The sequence below is a fragment of the Pedobacter sp. UYEF25 genome, from assembly GCF_054061655.1.
The window spans coordinates 155,660-176,554 of record NZ_JBSSEL010000005.1 but is presented as its reverse complement, the minus strand read 5'-3'; the positions used below and the strand labels follow the sequence as shown (position 1 = coordinate 176,554).

Annotated in this window: 22 protein-coding genes and 1 tRNA gene; 13 read left to right on the top strand and 10 right to left on the bottom strand. The window is 37.9% G+C overall.

The annotated features are described in order from the left end of the window. Positions 1-151: 151 nt before the first annotated feature. From frr to nagA, 3 genes are all read right to left on the bottom strand, one after another. Positions 152-715, bottom strand: coding sequence for a ribosome recycling factor (gene frr / locus ACVWYG_RS07250; RefSeq protein WP_457269504.1), 564 nt, complete (start codon positions 713-715; stop codon positions 152-154). A gap of 34 nt (positions 716-749) precedes the next feature. Further along, positions 750-1,454 carry a UMP kinase gene (pyrH, locus tag ACVWYG_RS07245; protein ID WP_457269503.1) on the bottom strand — a complete coding sequence of 235 codons (705 nt, stop codon included), beginning with the start codon at positions 1,452-1,454 and terminating at the stop codon, positions 750-752. Positions 1,455-1,518: 64 nt separating this feature from the next. Further along, complete coding sequence (gene nagA, locus ACVWYG_RS07240; protein ID WP_457269502.1) at positions 1,519-2,628, bottom strand: N-acetylglucosamine-6-phosphate deacetylase; 1,110 nt, start codon at positions 2,626-2,628, stop codon at positions 1,519-1,521. A gap of 401 nt (positions 2,629-3,029) precedes the next feature. On the opposite strand from nagA, the gene prfA reads away from it, so the two are divergent. The 3 genes from prfA (at position 3,030) to ACVWYG_RS07225 (ending at position 5,717) form a co-directional block, all read left to right on the top strand. After that, complete coding sequence (gene prfA / locus ACVWYG_RS07235; RefSeq protein ID WP_457269501.1) at positions 3,030-4,103, top strand: peptide chain release factor 1; 1,074 nt, start codon at positions 3,030-3,032, stop codon at positions 4,101-4,103. 77 nt (positions 4,104-4,180) lie between these two features. Then, positions 4,181-4,257, top strand: a tRNA-Asp gene (locus tag ACVWYG_RS07230). Between the two features lie 248 nt (positions 4,258-4,505). After that, a complete protein-coding gene (locus ACVWYG_RS07225; protein ID WP_457269500.1) occupies positions 4,506-5,717 on the top strand; it encodes a site-specific integrase in 1,212 nt (403 codons plus the stop codon). Between the two features lie 358 nt (positions 5,718-6,075). On the opposite strand, the gene ACVWYG_RS07220 is transcribed toward ACVWYG_RS07225, so the two are convergent. Then, a complete protein-coding gene (locus ACVWYG_RS07220) occupies positions 6,076-6,765 on the bottom strand; it encodes a hypothetical protein (RefSeq protein WP_457269499.1) in 690 nt (229 codons plus the stop codon). Continuing rightward, positions 6,762-7,274, bottom strand: coding sequence for a hypothetical protein (locus ACVWYG_RS07215; RefSeq protein ID WP_457269498.1), 513 nt, complete (start codon positions 7,272-7,274; stop codon positions 6,762-6,764). The genes ACVWYG_RS07220 and ACVWYG_RS07215 overlap by 4 nt, the downstream gene beginning before the upstream one ends. A gap of 243 nt (positions 7,275-7,517) precedes the next feature. Between ACVWYG_RS07215 and ACVWYG_RS07210 the strand changes: the two genes are divergently transcribed. The 8 genes from ACVWYG_RS07210 (at position 7,518) to ACVWYG_RS07175 (ending at position 12,219) form a co-directional block, all read left to right on the top strand. After that, positions 7,518-7,778, top strand: coding sequence for a hypothetical protein (locus ACVWYG_RS07210; protein WP_457269497.1), 261 nt, complete (start codon positions 7,518-7,520; stop codon positions 7,776-7,778). Positions 7,779-8,223: 445 nt separating this feature from the next. Next, on the top strand, positions 8,224-9,000 hold the full coding sequence (locus ACVWYG_RS07205; RefSeq protein WP_457269496.1) for a hypothetical protein: 777 nt from the start codon (positions 8,224-8,226) through the stop codon (positions 8,998-9,000). Between the two features lie 172 nt (positions 9,001-9,172). Then, positions 9,173-9,451, top strand: a complete 279-nt coding sequence (locus ACVWYG_RS07200) for a helix-turn-helix transcriptional regulator (RefSeq protein WP_457269495.1) — start codon at positions 9,173-9,175, stop codon at positions 9,449-9,451. Between the two features lie 13 nt (positions 9,452-9,464). After that, positions 9,465-9,728 carry a helix-turn-helix domain-containing protein gene (locus tag ACVWYG_RS07195; RefSeq protein WP_457269544.1) on the top strand — a complete coding sequence of 88 codons (264 nt, stop codon included), beginning with the start codon at positions 9,465-9,467 and terminating at the stop codon, positions 9,726-9,728. After that, positions 9,725-10,030 carry a hypothetical protein gene (locus ACVWYG_RS07190; RefSeq protein ID WP_457269494.1) on the top strand — a complete coding sequence of 102 codons (306 nt, stop codon included), beginning with the start codon at positions 9,725-9,727 and terminating at the stop codon, positions 10,028-10,030. Before ACVWYG_RS07195 ends, ACVWYG_RS07190 begins: the two co-directional genes overlap by 4 nt. Before the next feature lie 253 nt (positions 10,031-10,283). Next, the gene (locus ACVWYG_RS07185; protein WP_457269493.1) at positions 10,284-10,652 is read left to right on the top strand and encodes a plasmid mobilization protein; all 369 of its coding nucleotides are present in this window, start codon (positions 10,284-10,286) and stop codon (positions 10,650-10,652) included. Further along, the gene (locus ACVWYG_RS07180) at positions 10,649-11,590 is read left to right on the top strand and encodes a relaxase/mobilization nuclease domain-containing protein (RefSeq protein WP_457269492.1); all 942 of its coding nucleotides are present in this window, start codon (positions 10,649-10,651) and stop codon (positions 11,588-11,590) included. Before ACVWYG_RS07185 ends, ACVWYG_RS07180 begins: the two co-directional genes overlap by 4 nt. Before the next feature lie 17 nt (positions 11,591-11,607). Next, positions 11,608-12,219 carry a hypothetical protein gene (locus ACVWYG_RS07175; RefSeq protein WP_457269491.1) on the top strand — a complete coding sequence of 204 codons (612 nt, stop codon included), beginning with the start codon at positions 11,608-11,610 and terminating at the stop codon, positions 12,217-12,219. A 9-nt stretch (positions 12,220-12,228) separates the two neighbouring features. On the opposite strand, the gene ACVWYG_RS07170 is transcribed toward ACVWYG_RS07175, so the two are convergent. The 5 genes from ACVWYG_RS07170 to ACVWYG_RS07150 form a co-directional block, all read right to left on the bottom strand. Next, positions 12,229-12,759: a hypothetical protein gene (locus ACVWYG_RS07170; protein ID WP_457269490.1), complete on the bottom strand. Its 531-nt coding sequence runs from the start codon at positions 12,757-12,759 to the stop codon at positions 12,229-12,231. Positions 12,760-13,663: 904 nt separating this feature from the next. Beyond that, positions 13,664-14,014, bottom strand: a complete 351-nt coding sequence (locus ACVWYG_RS07165) for a bleomycin resistance protein (protein WP_457269489.1) — start codon at positions 14,012-14,014, stop codon at positions 13,664-13,666. A 12-nt stretch (positions 14,015-14,026) separates the two neighbouring features. After that, entirely contained in the window at positions 14,027-14,470 is a 444-nt protein-coding gene (locus ACVWYG_RS07160) for a hypothetical protein (protein ID WP_457269488.1), read from the bottom strand. A 301-nt stretch (positions 14,471-14,771) separates the two neighbouring features. Further along, a complete protein-coding gene (locus tag ACVWYG_RS07155; RefSeq protein WP_457269487.1) occupies positions 14,772-15,341 on the bottom strand; it encodes a Crp/Fnr family transcriptional regulator in 570 nt (189 codons plus the stop codon). Positions 15,342-16,011: 670 nt separating this feature from the next. After that, entirely contained in the window at positions 16,012-18,030 is a 2,019-nt protein-coding gene (locus ACVWYG_RS07150) for an ATP-binding protein (RefSeq protein WP_457269486.1), read from the bottom strand. Positions 18,031-18,944: 914 nt separating this feature from the next. Between ACVWYG_RS07150 and ACVWYG_RS07145 the strand changes: the two genes are divergently transcribed. Together ACVWYG_RS07145 and ACVWYG_RS07140 are read left to right on the top strand one after the other, a co-directional pair. After that, positions 18,945-19,211: a hypothetical protein gene (locus tag ACVWYG_RS07145; RefSeq protein ID WP_457269485.1), complete on the top strand. Its 267-nt coding sequence runs from the start codon at positions 18,945-18,947 to the stop codon at positions 19,209-19,211. A 1,094-nt stretch (positions 19,212-20,305) separates the two neighbouring features. Beyond that, positions 20,306-20,893, top strand: a complete 588-nt coding sequence (locus ACVWYG_RS07140; RefSeq protein WP_457269484.1) for a sigma-70 family RNA polymerase sigma factor — start codon at positions 20,306-20,308, stop codon at positions 20,891-20,893. Positions 20,894-20,895 lie beyond the last annotated feature (2 nt).

The window sequence follows — 20,895 nt, the reverse complement described above, 5'->3', positions numbered from 1 at the left end:
ACCTGGATGGGTTGCTCTTTTTTTTTGCCTTGCCCAGACAAACTTCTAAAAATCTTGCAAATTTTCTAAATTGTTATTTCGCACCTCTAGATAAATACAAATAAGAAAGGCAAAATCTTCTAAAAGACTGCCTTTCTTATTTACTGCTTCTTTATACGGTCATAATGTCTTTTTCCTTAGCTTCAGAGTGCTTATCGACTTTTATAATATAAGCATCAGTTAATTTTTGTACCTCTCCTTCACCAAGTTTTATATCGTCGTCTGATACACTTTCCTCCTTAAGCTTTTTAATTTGCTCATTGGCATCTTTACGAAGATTTCTTACCGTAATTCTTCCCCTCTCTGCTTCTTCCTTTACTTTTTTAACCAAATCTCTTCTACGTTCTTCCGTAAGCGGTGGTACCATTAAGCGAATAATAATACCATCGTTTTGCGGGTTAATGCCAATGTTCGCCTCTTGTATGGCCTTTTCAATGGGTGTTAACATATTTTTTTCCCAAGGCTGAACAATAATGGTTCTCGCATCTGGTGTATTAACGCTTGCAACTTGCGACAAAGGAGTTGAAGATCCGTAGTAATCCACAAAAATACCGTCTAACATACCAACTGAAGCTTTTCCTGCGCGTATCTTGGTTAGTTCTCCTTCACAATGCACTATCGCCCTGTCCATTAGTGCTTGTGTATCGTCTAGTTGAAGTTTTATCAGTTCGTTCATTTCTCCGTTTTTTTACAAAATTATAATCTTTTTGTTAGCTAACAACCGTTCCTATGTGTTCGCCGTTAGCAATTTTCATAAAATTCCCATTTTTGTTCATGTCAAATACGATAATGGGCAATTGGTTTTCTTCGCAAAGCGTTATGGCTGTCATGTCCATCACATTTAATCCTTTAGAATAAACTTCTTTAAAAGAAATGTGCTCGTATTTTTTTGCCGACGGATCTTTTTCAGGGTCGGCGGTATATATTCCATCTACCCGCGTTCCTTTAAGCACAGCATCTGCTTTAATTTCAATTGCGCGAAGCGCAGCTGCGGAATCTGTTGTAAAATATGGGTTGCCTGTACCTGCTCCAAAAATAACAACACGCCCTTTTTCCAAGTGTCGCACTGCACGTCTGCGAATGAACGGTTCGCAAATTTGCTCCATTTTAATTGCAGTAAGTAAACGAGTTTTAATGCCCTGTTTTTCTAAGGCATCTTGCAAGGCCATAGAGTTTATAACCGTAGCTAACATACCCATATAATCTGCTTGGGCTCGATCCATGCCGCTTTTTTCAGCGCTTAGACCCCTAAATATGTTTCCACCTCCAATAACAATTGCAATTTCCAAACCCCTATCGTGTACCGCCTTAATGTCTTCAGCATATTGCCTAACTCTTTCATTATCAATACCGTATTGTTTATCGCCCATAAGCGATTCTCCACTGAGTTTAAGTAATATGCGTTTGTATTTCATGATTTCAAAAATATCAACAATTTTTTAATACCTAGCTATGGTTGCACACAATTGCTACAAATATTTAGATCGATACTACTTCTCCTTTAAAAAGAACAGTTTTTATATTAAAGTCTTCATCAATATATAGTAGGTTAGCCTGGTTGCCAACTGCTATTGAGCCACTAAATTGACCTAAGCCCAATAATTTTGCAGGATATTGTGTTGCCATTTTGAGCGCTTCATTTAGATCGATGTCGCAGTGGTCCACACAGTTTCTTACCGATTTTAACATTGTTATAGAAGAGCCAGATAAAGTTCCATCTGGTATAACATATTTGTTTTCTTTAGCAGTGTGCTGGTATGGTCCCGTCGTACATTCTGTTACGGCATCTGTAATTAAAAATAACCGCTCTTTCAAAATACGTTTGGCAAATTTCAATACCTCAAAATCTACATGTAGGCCGTCTGCAATAATACTCGCCATCGCCTTATTGTGACTAAAAACCGCGGTAGGGATACCTGGGCTTCTGTGGTGTATCGGACTCATGGCATTAAAAAGGTGGGTAGTTGTTTGTACTCCTTTTGCATAGGCCGCATTTGCTTCGTCAAAAGTTGCATCGCTGTGACCTAGCGAAACAATTACACCATTATCTACTAAATAATTAATAACGTTATCATCTTGGAGCTCAGCGGCAATTGTCATCATTTTGATTACACCATCTCCAATATCTAGTAGCTGTTTTACCTCGTCTAAAGTTGCTTTGCGGATGTATTCTTGCACGTGCGCTCCAGCACGTTTAGCATTTAAAAACGGGCCTTCTAAATGTAAGCCTAAAAAGTTTCGGGCTTTGGTTCGATAAGCTTTAGCAGTTTCTATACAAGTTTGGAAAACTTCTGGCGTATTGGTCGCTAGGCAAGCTAAAAAACCAGTAGTACCTTCACGAAGAAGTTGGTTTTCTATTATTTCTAAAGATTCAACGGTGGGTTCGGCAGAAAATAATCTTTCTGCGGCACCATAAATTTGGAGATCGATAAATCCAGGTACAAGAAGTCCACCTTTAGAACTTAGCTCATCCGCATTATTTGGAGATTGGTCTTCAATTTTAGAAATGATTCCATTTTCTAGCGATACTGTTTTATTTTTTATGAGTTGATTACTTTGAAAAAAATCTACGTTTGAGAATTTCTGCATCGGTTGTTAAGATAGGAGTGATCAACCAAATGTAGTTTTTTTAAGCTAAATGCAACCAACGTTTTTTCTACAGGCGACCCACATTAGACTCAATATAAATGAAAAATCTTTAATCCCTAAAACGCTATACAATCCTATCTTAGGGCTTAAATGTTGAAATATTAGCGAAACTGAATACAGCTGCATGTTTTGCAGGATGATCTTCTGGGAAAAAAGAGGGTGTTATGTTAATTTTGGCATTTATTACTGTTTTAGCATTTTAAATGGAAAAGGGCATATGGTTCCACTAGTGCACGATGGGCTAACACCAGAAAAATGCGATCTTTTTTGTTTAATTTTGCAACACTCATTTGGGTTGAAATGATATTAAAAACAACTTTTTCTGAGATTTTAAAACTGTTATGTTAGAAAAATTAGAAGCAATAAAGCAGCGGTGGGAAGATGTAGAGGAGCAATTGAGCAACCCAGATGTGGTGCAGGATATGAAGCGTTTTGCAGCTTTAAACAAAGAATATAAAGATCTTGGTAAAATTGTAGATGAATATAAAATCTATAAGAATGTAATTAGCAACATAGAGGCAAATAAGGAGATTTTAGGTGGTGAGAAAGACAATGAGTTGCGTGAAATGGCAAAAGGAGAATTAGATACACTAATCCGGCAGCAGGAAGAAATGGAAAGTGCCATTAGGTTGATGCTTATTCCGAAAGATCCTGAAGATGCAAAAAATGCAGTTTTCGAGATTCGCGGAGGAACAGGTGGTGATGAAGCTGCACTTTTTGCGGGAGATCTTTATCGAATGTATACCCGTTTCTTTGAGACCAAAGGTTGGCATGTAGAAACTGTGGATGTGACCGAAGGTACTGCCGGTGGTTATAAAGAGGTTATTTTAAAAGTAAGCGGAGAAGATGTTTACGGTCAGCTAAAATACGAAAGTGGTGTACACCGAGTACAGCGTGTGCCTGATACGGAAACCCAAGGGAGGGTACATACTTCTGCAGCTTCTGTTGCGGTATTGCCTGAAGCAGAAGAAATAGATGTGTACATAAATCCGGCAGATATTGAATTGCAGACTTCTCGTTCGGGTGGCGCAGGTGGGCAAAACGTAAATAAGGTTGAAACCAAAGTTCAGCTAACCCATAAACCGTCAGGTCTTGTAGTAGTTTGTCAGCAAGAGCGCTCGCAATTGGGCAATAGAGAAATTGCAATGGATATGCTACGCAGTAAGTTATATGACATAGAATTGCAAAAAAAGAACGGAGACATTGCGGCAAGGCGAAAAACAATGGTTTCTACCGGAGATAGATCTGCAAAAATTAGGACTTACAATTATCCACAAGGTCGAGTGACGGAACATAGGGTAGGATTGACGTTATATAACCTTCCTAATATTATGGATGGAGACATTCAGGGTGTGATTGATGCACTACAGTTCGCAGAAAATGCAGAGAAGATGCAAGAAGGTGCTGTAAATTAAGGGCTTGTAATTATTTTTAAAATATTTGTTGTAAAATAGAATAAAGCGTCTATATTTGCACTCCCGCAAGGGGAAACGGAGTGGTAGTTCAGCTGGTTAGAATGCCTGCCTGTCACGCAGGAGGTCGCGGGTTCGAGTCCCGTCCATTCCGCCAAGTCATAGTACAAAAGGTATCAAAAGCCTCTAGAATGTATTTCTAGAGGCTTTTTTGCTTTTACAGCATCGCAAAAAATTCAGATTTGATTGAAAAAAAGGGGCGCAAATAGAGCGCACTGCAAAATTTCAAAATCTGGTGCGCACCAAAAAGGTCCCAATAAACTGTAAATCAGGATGTTCAATCATTAAACATCTTGATTTGAAAGAACAACAAGCTTAATTTTATAACTTTTAAACCATTTTAGAATGAGTGCAAAATTTAGTTTGTTATTCTTCCTTAAGAGAAGGGCAGGATACGTAAAAGGTAATTTGTGTATATACATGAGAATTACCGTGAACGGGCAAAGAGCTGAGATGGCTATACAGCGAAAAATAAGCCCTGAGAAATGGAATATGAAAAAGGGTTGTATGTTTGGCAACAGAGATGAAGCCAAGGAACTGAACGCTTATTTAATAGCACTTCAAACTAAGGTGTATGAAATTCACCGATCACTTTTAATTGATAATCTTCCAATAGACGCAGATGTGATAAAAAGAAAACTTTTAGGAGAAGAAGATACTCCAAAGATGTTCTTGGAAATTTTCACAGCGCATAATGAAAACATGCATAAACTTGTTGGCAAAGATTATTCGAGAGCAACCCTAGTAAAATATACCACTTGTTTGAAATCACTAAAGTTGTTTATACCCTTTCACTATAAGGCTAAAGATATCAATATTAAGTTCTTGGACTTTGCCTTTCTCAAATCACTCGAAATGTATCTTAAGACGAAACAGGGAATTGAACACAATACCGCAATGGGATATATTAAAAAAGTTAAGAAGATCATTCACTTTTGCGTGGCGAACAAATGGCTTGCAGGAGATCCATTCATGGCATTCAAAGTATCCATTAAGAAAACTTCTCCAATTTTTTTAAGCGAAGAAGAATTAAAAAGGTTGATAGAAAAAACGTTTGAATTACAACGCTTGAATGAGGTTCGAGATATGTTTCTCTTTAGTTGTTACACAGGCCTGGCCTATGTGGATGTGGCGAAGCTCTCCAAAAATGAAATAATTCGAGGAAATGAAGGTACAAATTGGATTATGATTGAGAGAACCAAAACTGGGGTGATGGCCAACATTCCGATTTTGCCGCAGGTAGAAAAAATAATTGATAGATATAAGAAGCATCCTAAAGTTATGGTCACAGGTAAATTATTGCCGCTAATTAGCAACCAAAAGGTAAATGCATATTTAAAGGAGATTGCAACTTTATGTGCAATAAACAAAGAGTTGACCCATCATTGCGCTAGGCATACTTTCGCGACAACGGTAACCCTATCTAATGGTGTCCCAATTGAAACAGTTTCAAAAATGCTCGGTCATTCGAGTATTAAAGCTACGCAGCATTACGCAAAAGTTTTGGATAAAAAAGTTGCAGGAGACATGCTGAAGTTAATTAGCATTTTGCAATAAGGTCGATTCCGACAGTAAATTTTTTGAAAGTTCAAAAACTTACTAATTTTTATCCTGTACAGGTTAGACTGCAAACTGATCGCGTCAATTAAAGCTAAAAGTATGCTAATAAGCAGCTGGATATTCTTGAGAATGCTGACTTATGGTTGAAGCTGGTTAATGATATTGTCGAAGACTAAGGCATTTCACTAAAGAAGCGGTTTTCATCCCGAAGCTTGCCAGCCGAACAGATAGACGGTTCGGTTGATAATGTTCGAGAGGTTTTTCTCTTGGAGATGAAAACACCGCCTGATATTCAGCATCGCATCTAAAAATGGCATTTATTTAAGAAGGAGCTTTATAACAACATCAATTTCTATCACGATTTAAATACCGCTTTTAATTTCTGCTTTATATAATTAGCATCCAACCCGCTATAACCACCTGTAAGGTGAGCATACAAACCTTCCTCAAAATTATCATTATCCATAACAAGCTCAATTTCTTCTTTTAGCCATTTTCTTACCTGTTCCGGTCCATTTTTCAACTGTTCTTCAAAATCATCAACATTTTCTAAGATGTAAACCAAGTCCTCGAAATCTTTACTAGTACGATAGTCATTTTTACCTCGTCCTTTAAATGCTTCCCATTTAGAAGCAACAAAATAAGGGAGGGTAAATATCTTAACTACTGTTTCATCATCCAACCGAATTTCCCGGGCAGTAGCGAAACCATCTGGATACCAACGGTTGCTAAAACCGATAGCCTTGGGATCTGTAGGCATTACATCAACAATAATTCCTTGGATTGTATATCGGCAAATCACACCAGATGAAATATCATTTTGAAATCCAATGCCACGTAACCGCTCGTCTAATTCTGAATATCCCCAATAGGTAGCCAATTCTACAATTACATCCACGTCATCGGTCGGCCTTACTTCCGATGCTAGGTCGCTATTCGTTGCATACAAAGCGACTGTTGCACCGCCAACAAATACATACTCCTGTTTTAAGTCTTTAAGTGCCAGACCTACGGCCTTCATCCTTACCAGATTTTCGTGCATCATTGGTCAAAGTATTTTTTTAATAAGTCCATGGCTTTATCCTTTTCTCTTACTTTACCGACCCTGACACTATCGATCAGAGCCAACATATCATATAACTTGCTGTCCTGTAACACAGCTTGTACTTGATTGGGATATAAAGGTTGTATTGCCTCACCTTTTACATTCCCACTAGCGTAAGGCCAAACGTAATTTTCCTGTGAAACAATTTGGTCTTTTAATACGGGCGCGCTATGAGCAGTCGGAATTCCACGCCCGATGGCGCCTGGTTCAGCAGGAAAAACATAGCCCAGACCAAATTCAATAAATTTCAGCAGAGCACTCTTAAATACCTTTTTCTTGTCGGGACTGATCAGACCTGCAATTGCAGAGCGGTTCAATGATTCACTTATTTCTGACTGGCTAATATTTAGCTCTGTAGATAAGTCTTTATTCAACCACCCATTGTTTGATGACAATATTTTTAACAGTACCACTATGTCATGTGGCCGCATACCATTATGTGATTTCATAACACAAATATAAATTATTATTCGCGATTTGCAAATCGCGAATTGAGAATATATGGAAGTGATCTTTATCTGATGCGTCCCCAATCAAAAACCATCGGTCACATTTCGTTCCTCAAAGAAACCGACGCCCTTCGGGTGCCACGTTCCGCTCCATAGCGGAATGGGCAGTTTAGATTGAGAACGATTCAAATGCGCGGATCAATTGCCTGCACATTCCGGCCATACAGCCTTAAAAAAATAACTTTGAAAAAAGTTAGGAAAGTGCGATTCTTCGAAACTCCCTTTGGCTTTTCTGCCGAGGCAAAGTTAAACCCCGCCTCAGCGGACAAGACCATGCCCTTCGGGTCTGGACAAAAAAATCTCCACCCTCCGCTTCGCTCCAAATATTATTTTTTTGACTCAGAGTCTTGCCCCTCTTGGCCAACGCTTGTTTTTCTTGCCTCTACAAAAAGCCAATGGAGAAGTGTGCCAGAATGGGCTTACAAAACAGTTCATGTTTTTTAACTGAAGCCATTTAAAACCTGAATGATCAGACATAAGATCAAGGTTTTAATTGGCAGACCAATAAATTTGGAAATTTGAACTATAATCAACAAGCTCCAGAAAATGATTCCAAATTTCCAAAAGCAGTACAAATCCGACGTAGTCGTCTAGAATACCTAGGTTTTTTATAACTATCTTATTAGTTTGGACCAGTGGTTCTGCGCTTAATGCCTGTAAGTTTCAGTTAATTCCTTATTCAAATATTAATGGCAACCGCTTTCCATTAGCTGCCTCCAGTTTATTATCGTATTTCCTTTAATATTATTGACATAACTAAGGATTCCGCTTATCTGTAAATGACCGAATTTCTAAAATGTACATGGCCTCAGAGACAATGTTTAATAAATGCTAAATTTGAGTATAGAAGAACATTCCAGTTTATGCAAGAAGACTAATTTTCGAAGCCATGCCAAACAAATATTTCAAACCGCACGAAGCATTTAACCTCAGCCCACACCCTTATGATATCGGAGTTTTTACAGGACTAAAAAACGGTTTTGAGGATAACCTTTTTATAAAAAAGCTGTTCACTTTGCCCGAAAAAGAGTACGCCGCCTATTACCAATATCATCTAACCTTTTTTTTAGGTAAAGAGCCACAGGGCGAAGAAGATTTTTTCGCTTTTGTATGGCAGATCGTGTTGAGGCGTATCAATTATATCGAACATAAGAATCCATTTAATTCAAGTCATGCCTCGGATGTGGAGATACTGGACAAGCTCACGAGTTTTCAAAAGTATCTTCGCTCGATTGACCAGTGGCATACCCAAAAAACTCTACCTGAAATCATTGCAGATCAGGTCGAACTGATCAGGAAACAGCAATCAGAGATTGCTGAATTAAAAGCAGAACTAAAAGAAGCCCGCCAGTGGGATGGCGATATCAATATCAGGGATGGGCAGGCGCTAGCCGTACTTGACCTTTGCCTGCAGATGCAAAAGCTGAAAGCGCCCGATGGCAGCGAACTGTTGATCACCCCTGCACAAAATACCTGGGCCAAGATGATCAGCAAGTATTTCAGGGAATATGATCAGGAGAACATAGGCCAGGTCAAAGAAATCAAAATTGATAAGTTACGGTATTATCTGAGAGGTCTCGATCCAAAAGATCCCTTAAAAAGAGAGAACGAGATCCCCGAAAAACACAGACTTTACACCATTATTCCTACAAAAAAGCAGAAATAAGATTTTTTCGGTATGCCAACAAAGTATAAACGAAATCGTTTCCCATCAATCTTACAATCGATATTTTAATTGCGCTCTTCAACCAGATCCAAACCACCCCAATTTTACCACGCCGTTTTCGTGGTAACATGAAGTTAATTCCATACTGTTCTTTTGTTCCAAAACAAGGAATATGGAAATCGTCAATCAACAAGCGCTTAGCACCTGCATCCGAGATGTACTGCGGGAAGAATTAAAACAACATTTCAGAACACCCAGCAGTTCCGGCCAGGAACTGGAGGAACGTCTATTGTCCAAAAAGGAACTAGCTGACGAACTCGGGGTATCTCTTGCCACCCTATCCGACTGGATGAAAAAAGGTCTGCCTTTTTTACGCCTGCACAGGCGTGTGTATTTCAGGAAAAGCGAAGTACTCAAGATCATGAATCAGGAAATTACCCATGAAATTTAAGGAGGAAACAATTATGAACCTAGAGATCATCACAAAGGAAGATTTAAAACAATTAAAGATCGAGATGCTGAACGAGATCAGGCAGCTGATCAAACCTGAGCACAGGCAGGATAAACAATGGCTTAAGAGTGCCGACGTACGCAAGTTGCTGAGTGTCTCACCGGGTACCCTGCAAAACCTGCGCATCAACGGTACGCTGCGGTTTTCCAAGATCGGCGGTATGATGTATTATAAAATGGCAGACATCACCAGACTGTTGGAGGGAGGTAATCCATGACCGAGCTTAGCATTAAGAACAAGACATCAGACTATGGTAAAAGAATCAGGCGCATGGGTGCAGACAAGCGGATGCTCGCTACGCACATCAGTTTGTTTACCGCACTTTTCGTCTGCTGGCAACATGGTAGTTATACCAGTCCATTTAACATTACTCGTAAAAAACTGATGGCCTATAGCCGCATCGCATCCATTGCCACCTATCACAAATGCATCCGGGAATTGGATGAATTCGGGTACATCCGATACAGGCCGTCCTATCATCCGAGATTGGGCAGTCTTGTTTACTGGCCGCCGGGATAACTAGCTCAGCAGATCAGCAAAAGTAGGTCGGGATACACTTGCGAGATATTATAAAAGGAAATAAAAGTTCTTTTAGTAGAGAACACAGAGATGGAAATCGTAAAAGAAAATATCAGTTTTTTAGGGCGTCAAACTTATGCGATTGTTAGGGAGCAAGTTTGTGTTTTTGTTACACAAAAACCTTTTTCGCCCTGCGAAAAAGAACTTGTCTTTTTACTCCCGTTGGTCGCAAAAAGTAGGAAAAGGAAAATGTATGGAACCTCGGGAAACGAAAATAGATCTGCCCAAAAAAATGGGAGGAAGGCCTGTAAAGAAAATCAAGAAAGAAACCGGCATCAGGATCCGTCTCACCAAAACCGAAGATTTTATGATCCGTGAAAAGGCAAGGAAAGCGGGGATGAGGGTAAGTGAATGGTGCCGGCAATCCGCAAAATCAGCAAGGATAACCCCGAGGTTGAGTGCCGAAGATCTTCAGTATTTCAGGGTGCTTTCAGGATTGGCGAATAATCTGAACCAGCTCACCAAACTTGCGCACCAGCAGGGGATATTATTGGTGCAAAAGAAATGTAGGGAACTGATTGCTGAGATAGATGCACTGATCAAAAAGTTAATTAAAGAATGATAGGGAAAATAGTGATCGGGAAAAGCTTTGGCGGTTGTGTGAGGTATGTGGTGGAGAAAAAAGATGCTATACTGCTACATAGTGATGGGTTAAGGATGGACAAAATTTCCGGTACGATACAGGACTTCAATATTCAGCGAATGGCCAATCCAGAACTTTCAAAAGCGGTCGGGCATATTTCATTGAACTGGAGTGAAAGAGATCTCCATCTGCTCAGTCCGGAAAAGATGTTGGATATGGCAATGGAATACCTAAAACTGATGGCGATCAAAGATACCCAGCTACTTATCGTTCAGCACACGGACAATCACCATCCACATCTGCACATCATCTATAACAGGGTTGACAATAATGGAAAAAACGTCTCAGATCAGTTTCAGTTCAAGAAGAACGTGGCGGCCTGCAAAACCATCACGATGAAAAACGGCCTGTTCATCGCAGGTGATAAATCACAGGTAAACAGGGAAGCGCTCAAGGGAACCGACAAAGAAAAATACAAAGTATTCGATCAGGTGAAGAGAGCCAAATCAATAAGTAGAAACTGGAACAACTTCGAGCAACAGCTAACCAAAGTTGGAATTACATTGGCATTTAAATACAAGGGGCAAACGGATTTAATTCAGGGAATCTCCTTCCGCTCAGGAGAGTTCAATTTCAAAGGCTCAGAGCTTGACAGATCATTAAGTTTTGGAAAGATTGATGGGTATTTCAATCAGCTTGCTGCAATTCAGATCGCAACAAAAAATATGGGGAGAGAAGTCAAATCAGGTTATTCGGAGATCTATTTTTCTTATAAGAGCAAAGAACCATCTACAAAAAACTTATTGGAAACTCTATTGGAGCCTGGCTATTCGCCGATAGTGGCAGATCCAGAACCAAGACCGAAGAAAAAGAAAAAAGGTAAAAAACAAGAAAACAGTTTGAGGATTGGCAGGTAAACTAACAAAAAGAAATAATGGAAAAAACAGAAGAAAAATTGGAACACATAGAGGAGCTCCTAGAGCTTTTTATCACTCGATCAAAAACACAGCAGGAACAGCTCGATCTCATAGTAGCCAGGCAGATTCCCAATTATGAAAAACCGCTGTCAAAGATTCTAGAGGTATTGGCTAATGAGGAACACGCTAAAAATGTTGAGACGATAAGCAAACAGCTTCAGCTATTGGTAAAAAATGCATCCAGTGTTCCCAATGTTATTCCGGTGAGGCACCACCATAATTTTGATCTCAGATCAAGACCATATTTTATAGGTGCGGCAATCGTTTTCGTCACGATGGCACTTTCGTTCGGCGGACTACTGTTTCTTGGATTTAGAAGACAAGAATTGAGGAGCGAGGCTGAAAAATTTAGGGTAGTCAGGGGAAGTGATCTTTCTCTAGCATTAGCTATCGATTCATTGTATCTTCAAAACAGGGAGTCGCTTATGGAAAAGGCGGAAACAAGAATTCTTGAACGGGAACAGCTGTTGACGGCACAGGCAAAAGAACTCAAAGCAAGAACAGAGTATGAGAAAGCAAAGGGCGATACAAAAAAACTTAGGGCAAAGTTCCAAAAAAATAATTTTTAATCTAATTGCTTATTTTATTGTCACGTCGTAAACAAGACTGATTTTATCCATCCAATACTTAAAATGGCTCTGGTAATGTTTTTTAAGGATCAGCATCTTAAAGTTTTTCTCTGAAAAATAGTGTACCAAAACTGCATCTTCAACCGAGCCCAGAAGATAGAACTTTTTGGATTCTTTAACTGAAACTGCAAAGTAAAAGACTTGCAGATCGTGTGCGAATGCGAACTCTTTTTTGCCGATACGAAATTTTAACTCCAGTTGGTAAAAATCTTTTAGTTCGGTTAGCGTAAACAAAAGACTGGGCAGTTCGTTTCCAAAGCAACATAGATCCATGTCATTCTTTCTTGGTCTGGCTCCAAGGTTTTTCAATCCATAACTGTAATAATAATGGGTAAAATTCTGACCCATTAATTCAGGGAGTGCACTGTTCCATAAATTGAAGATGCGCATGATCTTTTCCGCATACTGCTTATTTTCATCTGTTAGCCATCTGATCGAACCGGAAAAGTAAACCATGTCCAAGCTGCAGTCTCCCATCATTTCTTCGCAAATTTGGTTCAGGAGAATCTGAGCATTGCTTAATTCAGTGGAAATATGGGTGCCGTTCCAGGATAGGAAAGATTTTATACCTTTTGTAGTTCTGTTCAAAGAGGCCACATAGACATTGCATATTGTACATTGGATTTTCTTAGTTATTGCTTATATCTGTATGGTTATTTTACCAATGATTTATTATTTTCACAAACCCTACAAATTGGTAATTTACGTTCCATTATTTTTCTTGGTATTGCAATTCATTAGTTTAACTATTTTTTCTATTGTATTAATTCCTTTTATAGCAGTCTGGATTATTGCGATAATACTTTTGAAGTCCGAAAATTCTCTCAATAACAGCAATCAGCCGCCTGTTTGAAAACACGTCGGATACTTCAGGCAATTATTGTGAAGCACTGCTTTGCAAGAGGTTATAAATTACTTCAATATTTGAACCTTAAATTGAACCACTCTGTTCGGCATCTTCCGCAGGGAGATCTTTAACTTTTGATGAAATAGGATATCCCACAAAGTGGCTGCTTTGGAGTAATACCGATAAGAGTATACCTAACCCTTAATATGAAAACGAAAAATTATTATATTTCTATCGTTAACTGGCTTATATTCTTAAGCTCTAATTGCTTCCCCCATTTTAAATTGATATGCAACCTGAAATTCTACGTATCATAATTCCCTGGCTTTCTGATAATACGAAAGCTAGTGTCTCAGTATTTAAGGGATTTTTAAGATTTATTATAACGACAAGAAGTGTCACTTTTAGATTATTACCAACTATAAGAATTTTTATACGCTTCTAAAATTAGGGATGTGGTTAGTGGATTAACTGCGCAAAAGACTTATTCGATCGATCAATGTATATGGTTTCTTTGTTTCAAACGACTGTTGACCTTCAAATATTTTCTCCAAATGTCAGCAAATTATTATCTGGGTCGAGCAATGCAAATTCCCTTTGCCCCCATGGCTTCGTTGCCAAATGTCCTTGTGGATGAATTTCAGTTTTATTGTCCATCATTGACTTATATAGGCTGTTAATGTCATCGGTTCTGATATATATTTGAGCATAGTTCTCTTTCGGGTCAAGCTCTTTAAATTCAAAAAAATGAATTTCTATTTTATCTTTTTTGACTATTAAATAGCCATCATAATCGCCTATTTCTTCGAAGCGCAATTGTTCAACGTAATAATCTCTTGTGGCATGTTTATTACGCATTGGCAATTTCGGGTTAACGTTGGTTAGCATTTTTATTTCAGTTTAAATTGGGTTGCTTTTATAAAATTTACCTACCGGTACAAGTCCGATAAAAATGAGAATTGAGCCAATTAACATCCAATTACCTAAACCCATAAATACAATAATAATTAGGCATCCAGATATGATTGATATTGGCGACCATTTTGGGAATAATTTAATGCTTAAAATCCAAATACATAGAGAAATTATTCCAATAAATGATAATAGCGAAAGTTGTGTTATAATATTCAATACACCCTCCGTTCCAGTAAGCTGTTTTAATGCTGCTTTTGCTCCAATGTAATTTTTTGGTTCAACTCGAGAGACTGCTGAAAATGAAAGCCAGGCTCCGAAGAAACCTGCCAAAAATAAAGAGCCAAAAATACCAATTGCAGTGCTTATAAAAGAAAAAATAGGTTTCCTAGCATAAAGTATTTTCCCCAAGCACAATATGGTCAGAACCATAAATGAACACTAAAGTAAGCTAGCGAGTGCGAATGAATGAAACTTGCACCACCATCTCCTATTAAATTTTCAAATAATATGCTCGAATCATAAACAGCTTTCTTAAATGTAAAAATAAAAAGATCATCTGCTGATTGAATATGCATGGCAAACGCTATAATCAATACTGATGGAAAAATGAGTAGGCTGTTTGCTAATACCTTACTTATTATAGTTTTTGTTTGACCCATTATTTTGTCTTTTACCCAATAAACAAAGTTGAACCAAATGAATTGGATTAAAATTGATTATAATCAATAAATCAGATAAGTCTTGCTCTAACTCTACTCAAGGTTTCAGGTGTCATTCCTAAGAATGATGCTATCTGGGTCTGCGGAAAACGATTAATCCAATCAGGGTGGATTATCAGAAGTTCTTTATATCGCTCATCGGGACTTTTGATGTTGATAGTGGTTATATGCGTGGATGAGATTGTTAGATTGGCTAATAACCCATACAACATATGGAAACAAGGATGAGTATCCATTAGTCTATGTATTTCTGACAGTGCAATGGTAGCGATGTCAGAATTCTCAAAAGCCTCAATATAATTTGTTGAGGGCTTTTGCATCAGAAGACTTTCAATATCTGCAAACCAAGAGTTTTCCGTTATAAACTTTAATGTCAGTTCGCCCTTATCTGTTATAGAATAAAATCTGAGGCTTCCACTTAGAACGAAGGCTAAACTGTTAGATATTTGATGTTCTTTAAGAATGAAATCTTTCCTATTTACTCTTTTAAAGGCTAATGTATTTTCAAATTGATTTAGTTGTTTTTCCGAAAATGGGTAAATCTTTAAAAGTGACTTCCTTATTTCTGAAAAATCTGTCATTTGGCTTTTTGTAAGATTATGGTTGTTGATTTAGTGGCAGCTGATATGTTTCCAAATCAATAAACGAAAACTATGAGATAGAGGTCATTCATTGATTTGGTTGGACTAAAATTACCATAAACCTTCAAATAACCTTATCATTTAATAGTTTTTTATTAAATAAATTTTCTTCAACAAGAAGTCAGAAAAATAAGTTACCGTTGAAAAACAATTTTTAAAACAATAAGTCATATCTCATAAAACGGTGGAATAAAAAGATAACCCAGATTATTTTTCTTTATGCCGTTAGTGAAATTTTACGCTAACAACAAAATAAATTATCTCAGAAAAACCGGGGAATTTCGGGATTTTTATTGATGTGTAACCATATTAACCCTTAAATCCAGTGGCATGAAAATCAAAAAAAAACCTGAGCCGTGGTACCGATAAAGCCTTTGCCTAAGCAGGAGGCACCAAACCGGACAGGCCAAAAACAGGTGAGCCATTGGCAGAATCGGATGAAGTAAAACAGGCAGAAGAAAACATGCGTAAGCGGCTATCACATTTAAATAAATCAGAAATTCCAGAGCAAAATATATCTAACAGCCGCAAAACAAACGGACATAAAAGATCGCATATGTTGTTTAGATAAATAGAAATAATCAACAGCTTAAGAGTCTATAAATCAGTCCTATTTAGAAAGCGGTAATGTAAACCAAAAGGTACTTCCTTTACCTACTTTGCTGTCCACGCCAATTTCCCCTTCATGGTTTCTTATAATCTCCCTGCTGATATATAATCCAAGCCCTAATCCGGAATATTGTTTTACGCTGCTATCAACCCGAAAATACCTGTCGAATAGGTGCGGGATTTTATCGGCTGGAATGCCAGCGCCCTTGTCGGTAACAGATACCTTAGCCTGATCGTTTAGTTTTTTAACTGTAATCAGTATTTCTTTTGAATTAGGGGCATATTTTATCGCATTGTTCATAAAATTAATAATAACCTGTTCTATACGCCCTGGGTCTGCACAAATTTCCAATTGATCATCACTTTCGTTTTTAATGATAAAGACACCTTCCGAAGTTATAGGTTGGCAGCAATTCTCTATTAATTCACTTATCCTTATCCGTTTTTTATTCAAATGAAGCTGTCCCTGGTTAAACCGGGTTAAGTTCAAAAGATCTTCAATCAGGACATTTACTTTATCTACACTTTTGTTAGCCCGTTCAATCAGGTTGGGGAAAATTTTCGCAGAGGGATTGTCCTTCATCCTGTTTAAAAGCTGCAAAGAAGCGGTAAGGGTAGTAATGGGGGTTTTAAGTTCGTGGCTGGCAATACTGATAAAATCGTCTTTTTGTTCCTGCAATATTTTAAGATCATGTATGTCTGTAGCGATACCTGTCCAAAGCTGTACTTCTTCGCTGTGTTTATTCTTAATTGGTAAAATGTTAACCAGGTGCCACCGGTATTTACCATCTGTTCGCTTAAAACGAATTTCACAATTCATATCCAAACTATTATCATCCCGCATAAACCGGAGTTTTTTTAAAGTTTGTTCTGAATCATCCGGGTGTATCACAGCATACCATCCCCCCGCTTTACTTTGTTCTTTATCCAACCCGGTATAATCATACCAATGCTTATTGAAAAAAGTAGCTCCGGCTTCAACTGTAAATGTCCAGGCTATTTGAGAAATAGTTTCCATAATGGAACGAAAACGAATTTCATTTTCTTCAATCTTTTTCCTAGCCATAACCTGCATACTCACATCATAGGCCTGAACCATTATTCCCGAAATACTTCCATCGCTTTCGCGATAAGGGAGGTAAACAAAATTGAAATAAAAAGTTTGTGCTTCTCCATTCTCACGAACGAAGTATGCGGGCTGTTCATTCCCGTAATGCGTAACACCATTTCGCAACACATCAAGCAATAATCCTTCAAAGGGCTGCCCCTTCATCTCAGGCAAAATTTCCAAAAACGGCTTACCTAGAGCTTCCTTTCCTACATTCCATACTTTAAATAAAGGCTCATTTGCCAACTCCAGTTTCAAATCTTCGCCTTTTAAAATCAGAATGGGGTTAAGTGATTGTTCTACTACATTTCTAAAACGTTCTTCGCTTTCTTCGATTTTTTTATGGGAAGATGCCAGCTTTTTGTTCGTGATGACTAACTCTGCTGCCCGGTTTTCCTTCTCCTGGTTTTGAAAGACCAGTTCCTTGTTGGCAATGATTAACTCTGCCGCACGTTTTTCTTTCTCTTGATTTTGAAAGACCAGTTCCTTGTTGGCAATGACTAATTCTACCGCACGGTTTTCCTTCTCTTGGTTTTGAAAGACCAGTTCCTTGTTGGCAATGATTAACTCTGCCGCACGGTTTTCCTTCTCCTGATTTTGAAAGACTAGTTCCTCGTTGGCGATGATTAACTCTGCCGCACGTTTTTCTTTCTCTTGATTTTGAAAGACCAGTTCCTTATTGGCAATGACTAACTCTGCTGCCCGTTTTTCTTTCTCTTGATTTTGAAAGACCAGTTCCTTGTTGGCAACGGCTAGTTCTGCCGCACGGTTTTTCTTCTCCTGCTTTTGAAAGACCAGTTCCTTGTTGGCAATGACCAATTCTGCGGCACGGTTTTCTCGTTCCTCAATATGAAAGTCCAGATCTTTATTAGCTTGCTGTAATTTTTTAATTGCAGCTTCATCATTTCCCATTGTTTAGCCGAAACGCTTTTTAGCCATGGTCGCCTCCTTTCAAAGGTACGTTTAAAATAAGAATAAGCATTTTCCTACTTATACACGGCTTTCTTTTAAAAATAGCGCTTAATTGGGCATGATTGCCTACACTTTTAACGACGGTTTAAGAATATAACACCCGAACAAAAACTAAACTTTATTAAAAAACTATTTATTGCATTAGCAACATTAATTCACAATCAAATATTGTTTTATGGCTAATTTTTCTACCTGTGATAAGCATGGGTTAGCCTTGTTTGAAAAGGGGGAAAAGAATACTTTTTTAGAACATATGCTCATTACGCACCTGCTATTATTGGGATATTGGTGCGGATTCTTGCAGCTCGGGACCGGGCAGAAGAACGTTTGAATAATTAGTTTTGCAAAATCTGGTCGCAGCCGCAAAGTTATGATCCCGTTAAAGAGCGGCTGTTTAGCTGGGCTGTAAATTTTGCCCTGAGCTGCGCCGAATTTAGTCCTGCCAAAACAGGGAATTTGGATCGGCAGATCCGGTAAAAGATTAACCTGGTATCTGCCACCGATATAAAGTTGTACCTGCACCAAAAACGGCGTTCAGGGTGTGATAGCTTTGGAATTTGCTTTTACCTTTTAACACAGCAAGCCATTGGCCTTTTTTATTTTAAATACCATAGTTTCGCAATGGCTGCTAATTAGGAATTTCGGTTGATGATCTAAAAAGAATGATAATAAGGACAATCACGCAATTAAAGCAGGTGCGGTCCTGTTCGATACCCAAAAGTTCTTTATAATCTTCATCGGAATGTAAACGAAGCTTAATAGCTTAAATACTTGATAACTATGGAAATTCTATTGGCACCGTTTGCGGAAATGCTCCGAAGGAAGCTTTCTTGAAAAAGGTAATCATTACATTTATGGAAAGAAATACCATCTTTCTTTCTAAAAGTGTCACTGACGAAATTATATGTGAAAATATCGGTAATCAAATAATAACGGGAATGGAAAAATCCGCATCAAAACTTGACACGATGAAAAAGAATAGAGTATCAGCATTACAAATTCATAAAATTCTGACTCATGGTAAAGAAGGTGCTGTAAACGGAACAACAAAGATGCAATCCGGTAAAATGGAGGATTTTCTGACTTCTAACAATTCAGTGGCGCAAAAGGAGCACAAATAAAATCTATTACCTCCTATGTACTGAAATAAATAAAAAGAATCCTGACACTGTAAGCCCCATGCGACGTGGAAGTTAAATTCACAGCTCTACTCGTTAACAAAAAAAATTCTCTTCTTTAGTTTATTCCTAAATTGCTGTCTGTCAATGACATTATACAGCCTCATCACCCTTAACAGTTTGATTGAACTATTTTAAAACAAATTTTCAAAATCGGTTATTCCATTTTTTTCAAACTTTCTCGCTACATTTTTGTCCCAATATCAAATACTTAAATGGAAATTCCAAAAGATTACCAAACAGTAGTGCCCTATCTAATTGTAAACGGTACGGCAAATTTTATTGACTTCACAAAAAATGTTTTTTAAAGCTGTTGAAAATGAAAAGATGAGGTCTATGCGGAATGCAAAAATCATTATGCACAGCGAAATAAGGATTGGTAATATTACGATTATGTTCTCTAACAGTATCGAAGAATTTGAATCTCGTACAGCAGGACTTTTCATTTGGTTAATATGTGTTTTTAGTTTTAAAACCAACAAAAACTATTGAATTAGGTGTGAAATATTAGTAACCTGAATTGGATTCATCAGAATGTGCAAATCTGGTTTGAAGTCAATGTTTGATAGGCAATTGATCGCCGGCTTTTTTGTAATCAGTTAGGAAAATTGCCAACTCCTCAATAAATTGGTTCTTACGGCACGTACACTGATAAAAAGGCAAATTACGGGGAAGAATTACTGCCAGGATATGCCGATGGTTTTCGATATTGAGTTGCTTGAGCTAAGTCGTTTGTCCTTATTTTTATAGGAAAAAAACGGAAGCATTCGATAACTCTGTTGGATATCCTGCATGCTTCTTGATAAAGCCAAATGAGCCTAAGGCAATGGTCAAAATAAGGATGATAATCCAGAGTTTTTTGATCGTGGCATATGAATGAGTTTTTATGTTTTGTCGTCAATAGAAAAGAATCACTAAAAAAAAATATAAATTTCTGTAAGGAAATGTGGAAAAAGACGACCAATCATTAAATAGGAACTTATTATCTTTATAGACGCATATTGATATTACATACAACCATAGCCCTTTGCTAAATCATGGATAAGGTCGGACCCCAAAAAACCTTGCATCACATTGACCCAAACCACTGGGTAAGCGATCATGCAGATTATCTTTATAGTTATGCGATCAGACGGTTGAATGACAAAGATCTCGCCCATGACCTCATTCAGGATACGTTTCTGGGAGCACTGGAAAAAGTTGGCAGTTTTCAAGGTCTAAGTACGGAACGCACATGGCTTATATCAATATTAAAATTTAAGATCATTGATGTTTATCGGAAACGATCATCGAAAACCGTGGCGAATAAGTCATCCCATAACGTGAATTTTGTGGATAACTTTTTTGATATTGATAATGGACACTGGAATGAAAAACATAGGCCTGGAGAATTTGGGATGGAGGATCACGACCCTCTGGCCAAAAAAGAGTTTAACAGGATATTTAATGAATGTCTTAAAAAGTTACCGTCACAATGGCTCTCTGTTTTTTCCATGAAGCATATTGACGATATGGATACAAACTTCATATGTACTGAACTTAAGATAACCAAGTCGAATTACTGGGTATTGATACACAGGACAAAAGTCAACTTAAGATCCTGTCTGCAAAAAAATTGGATATAACT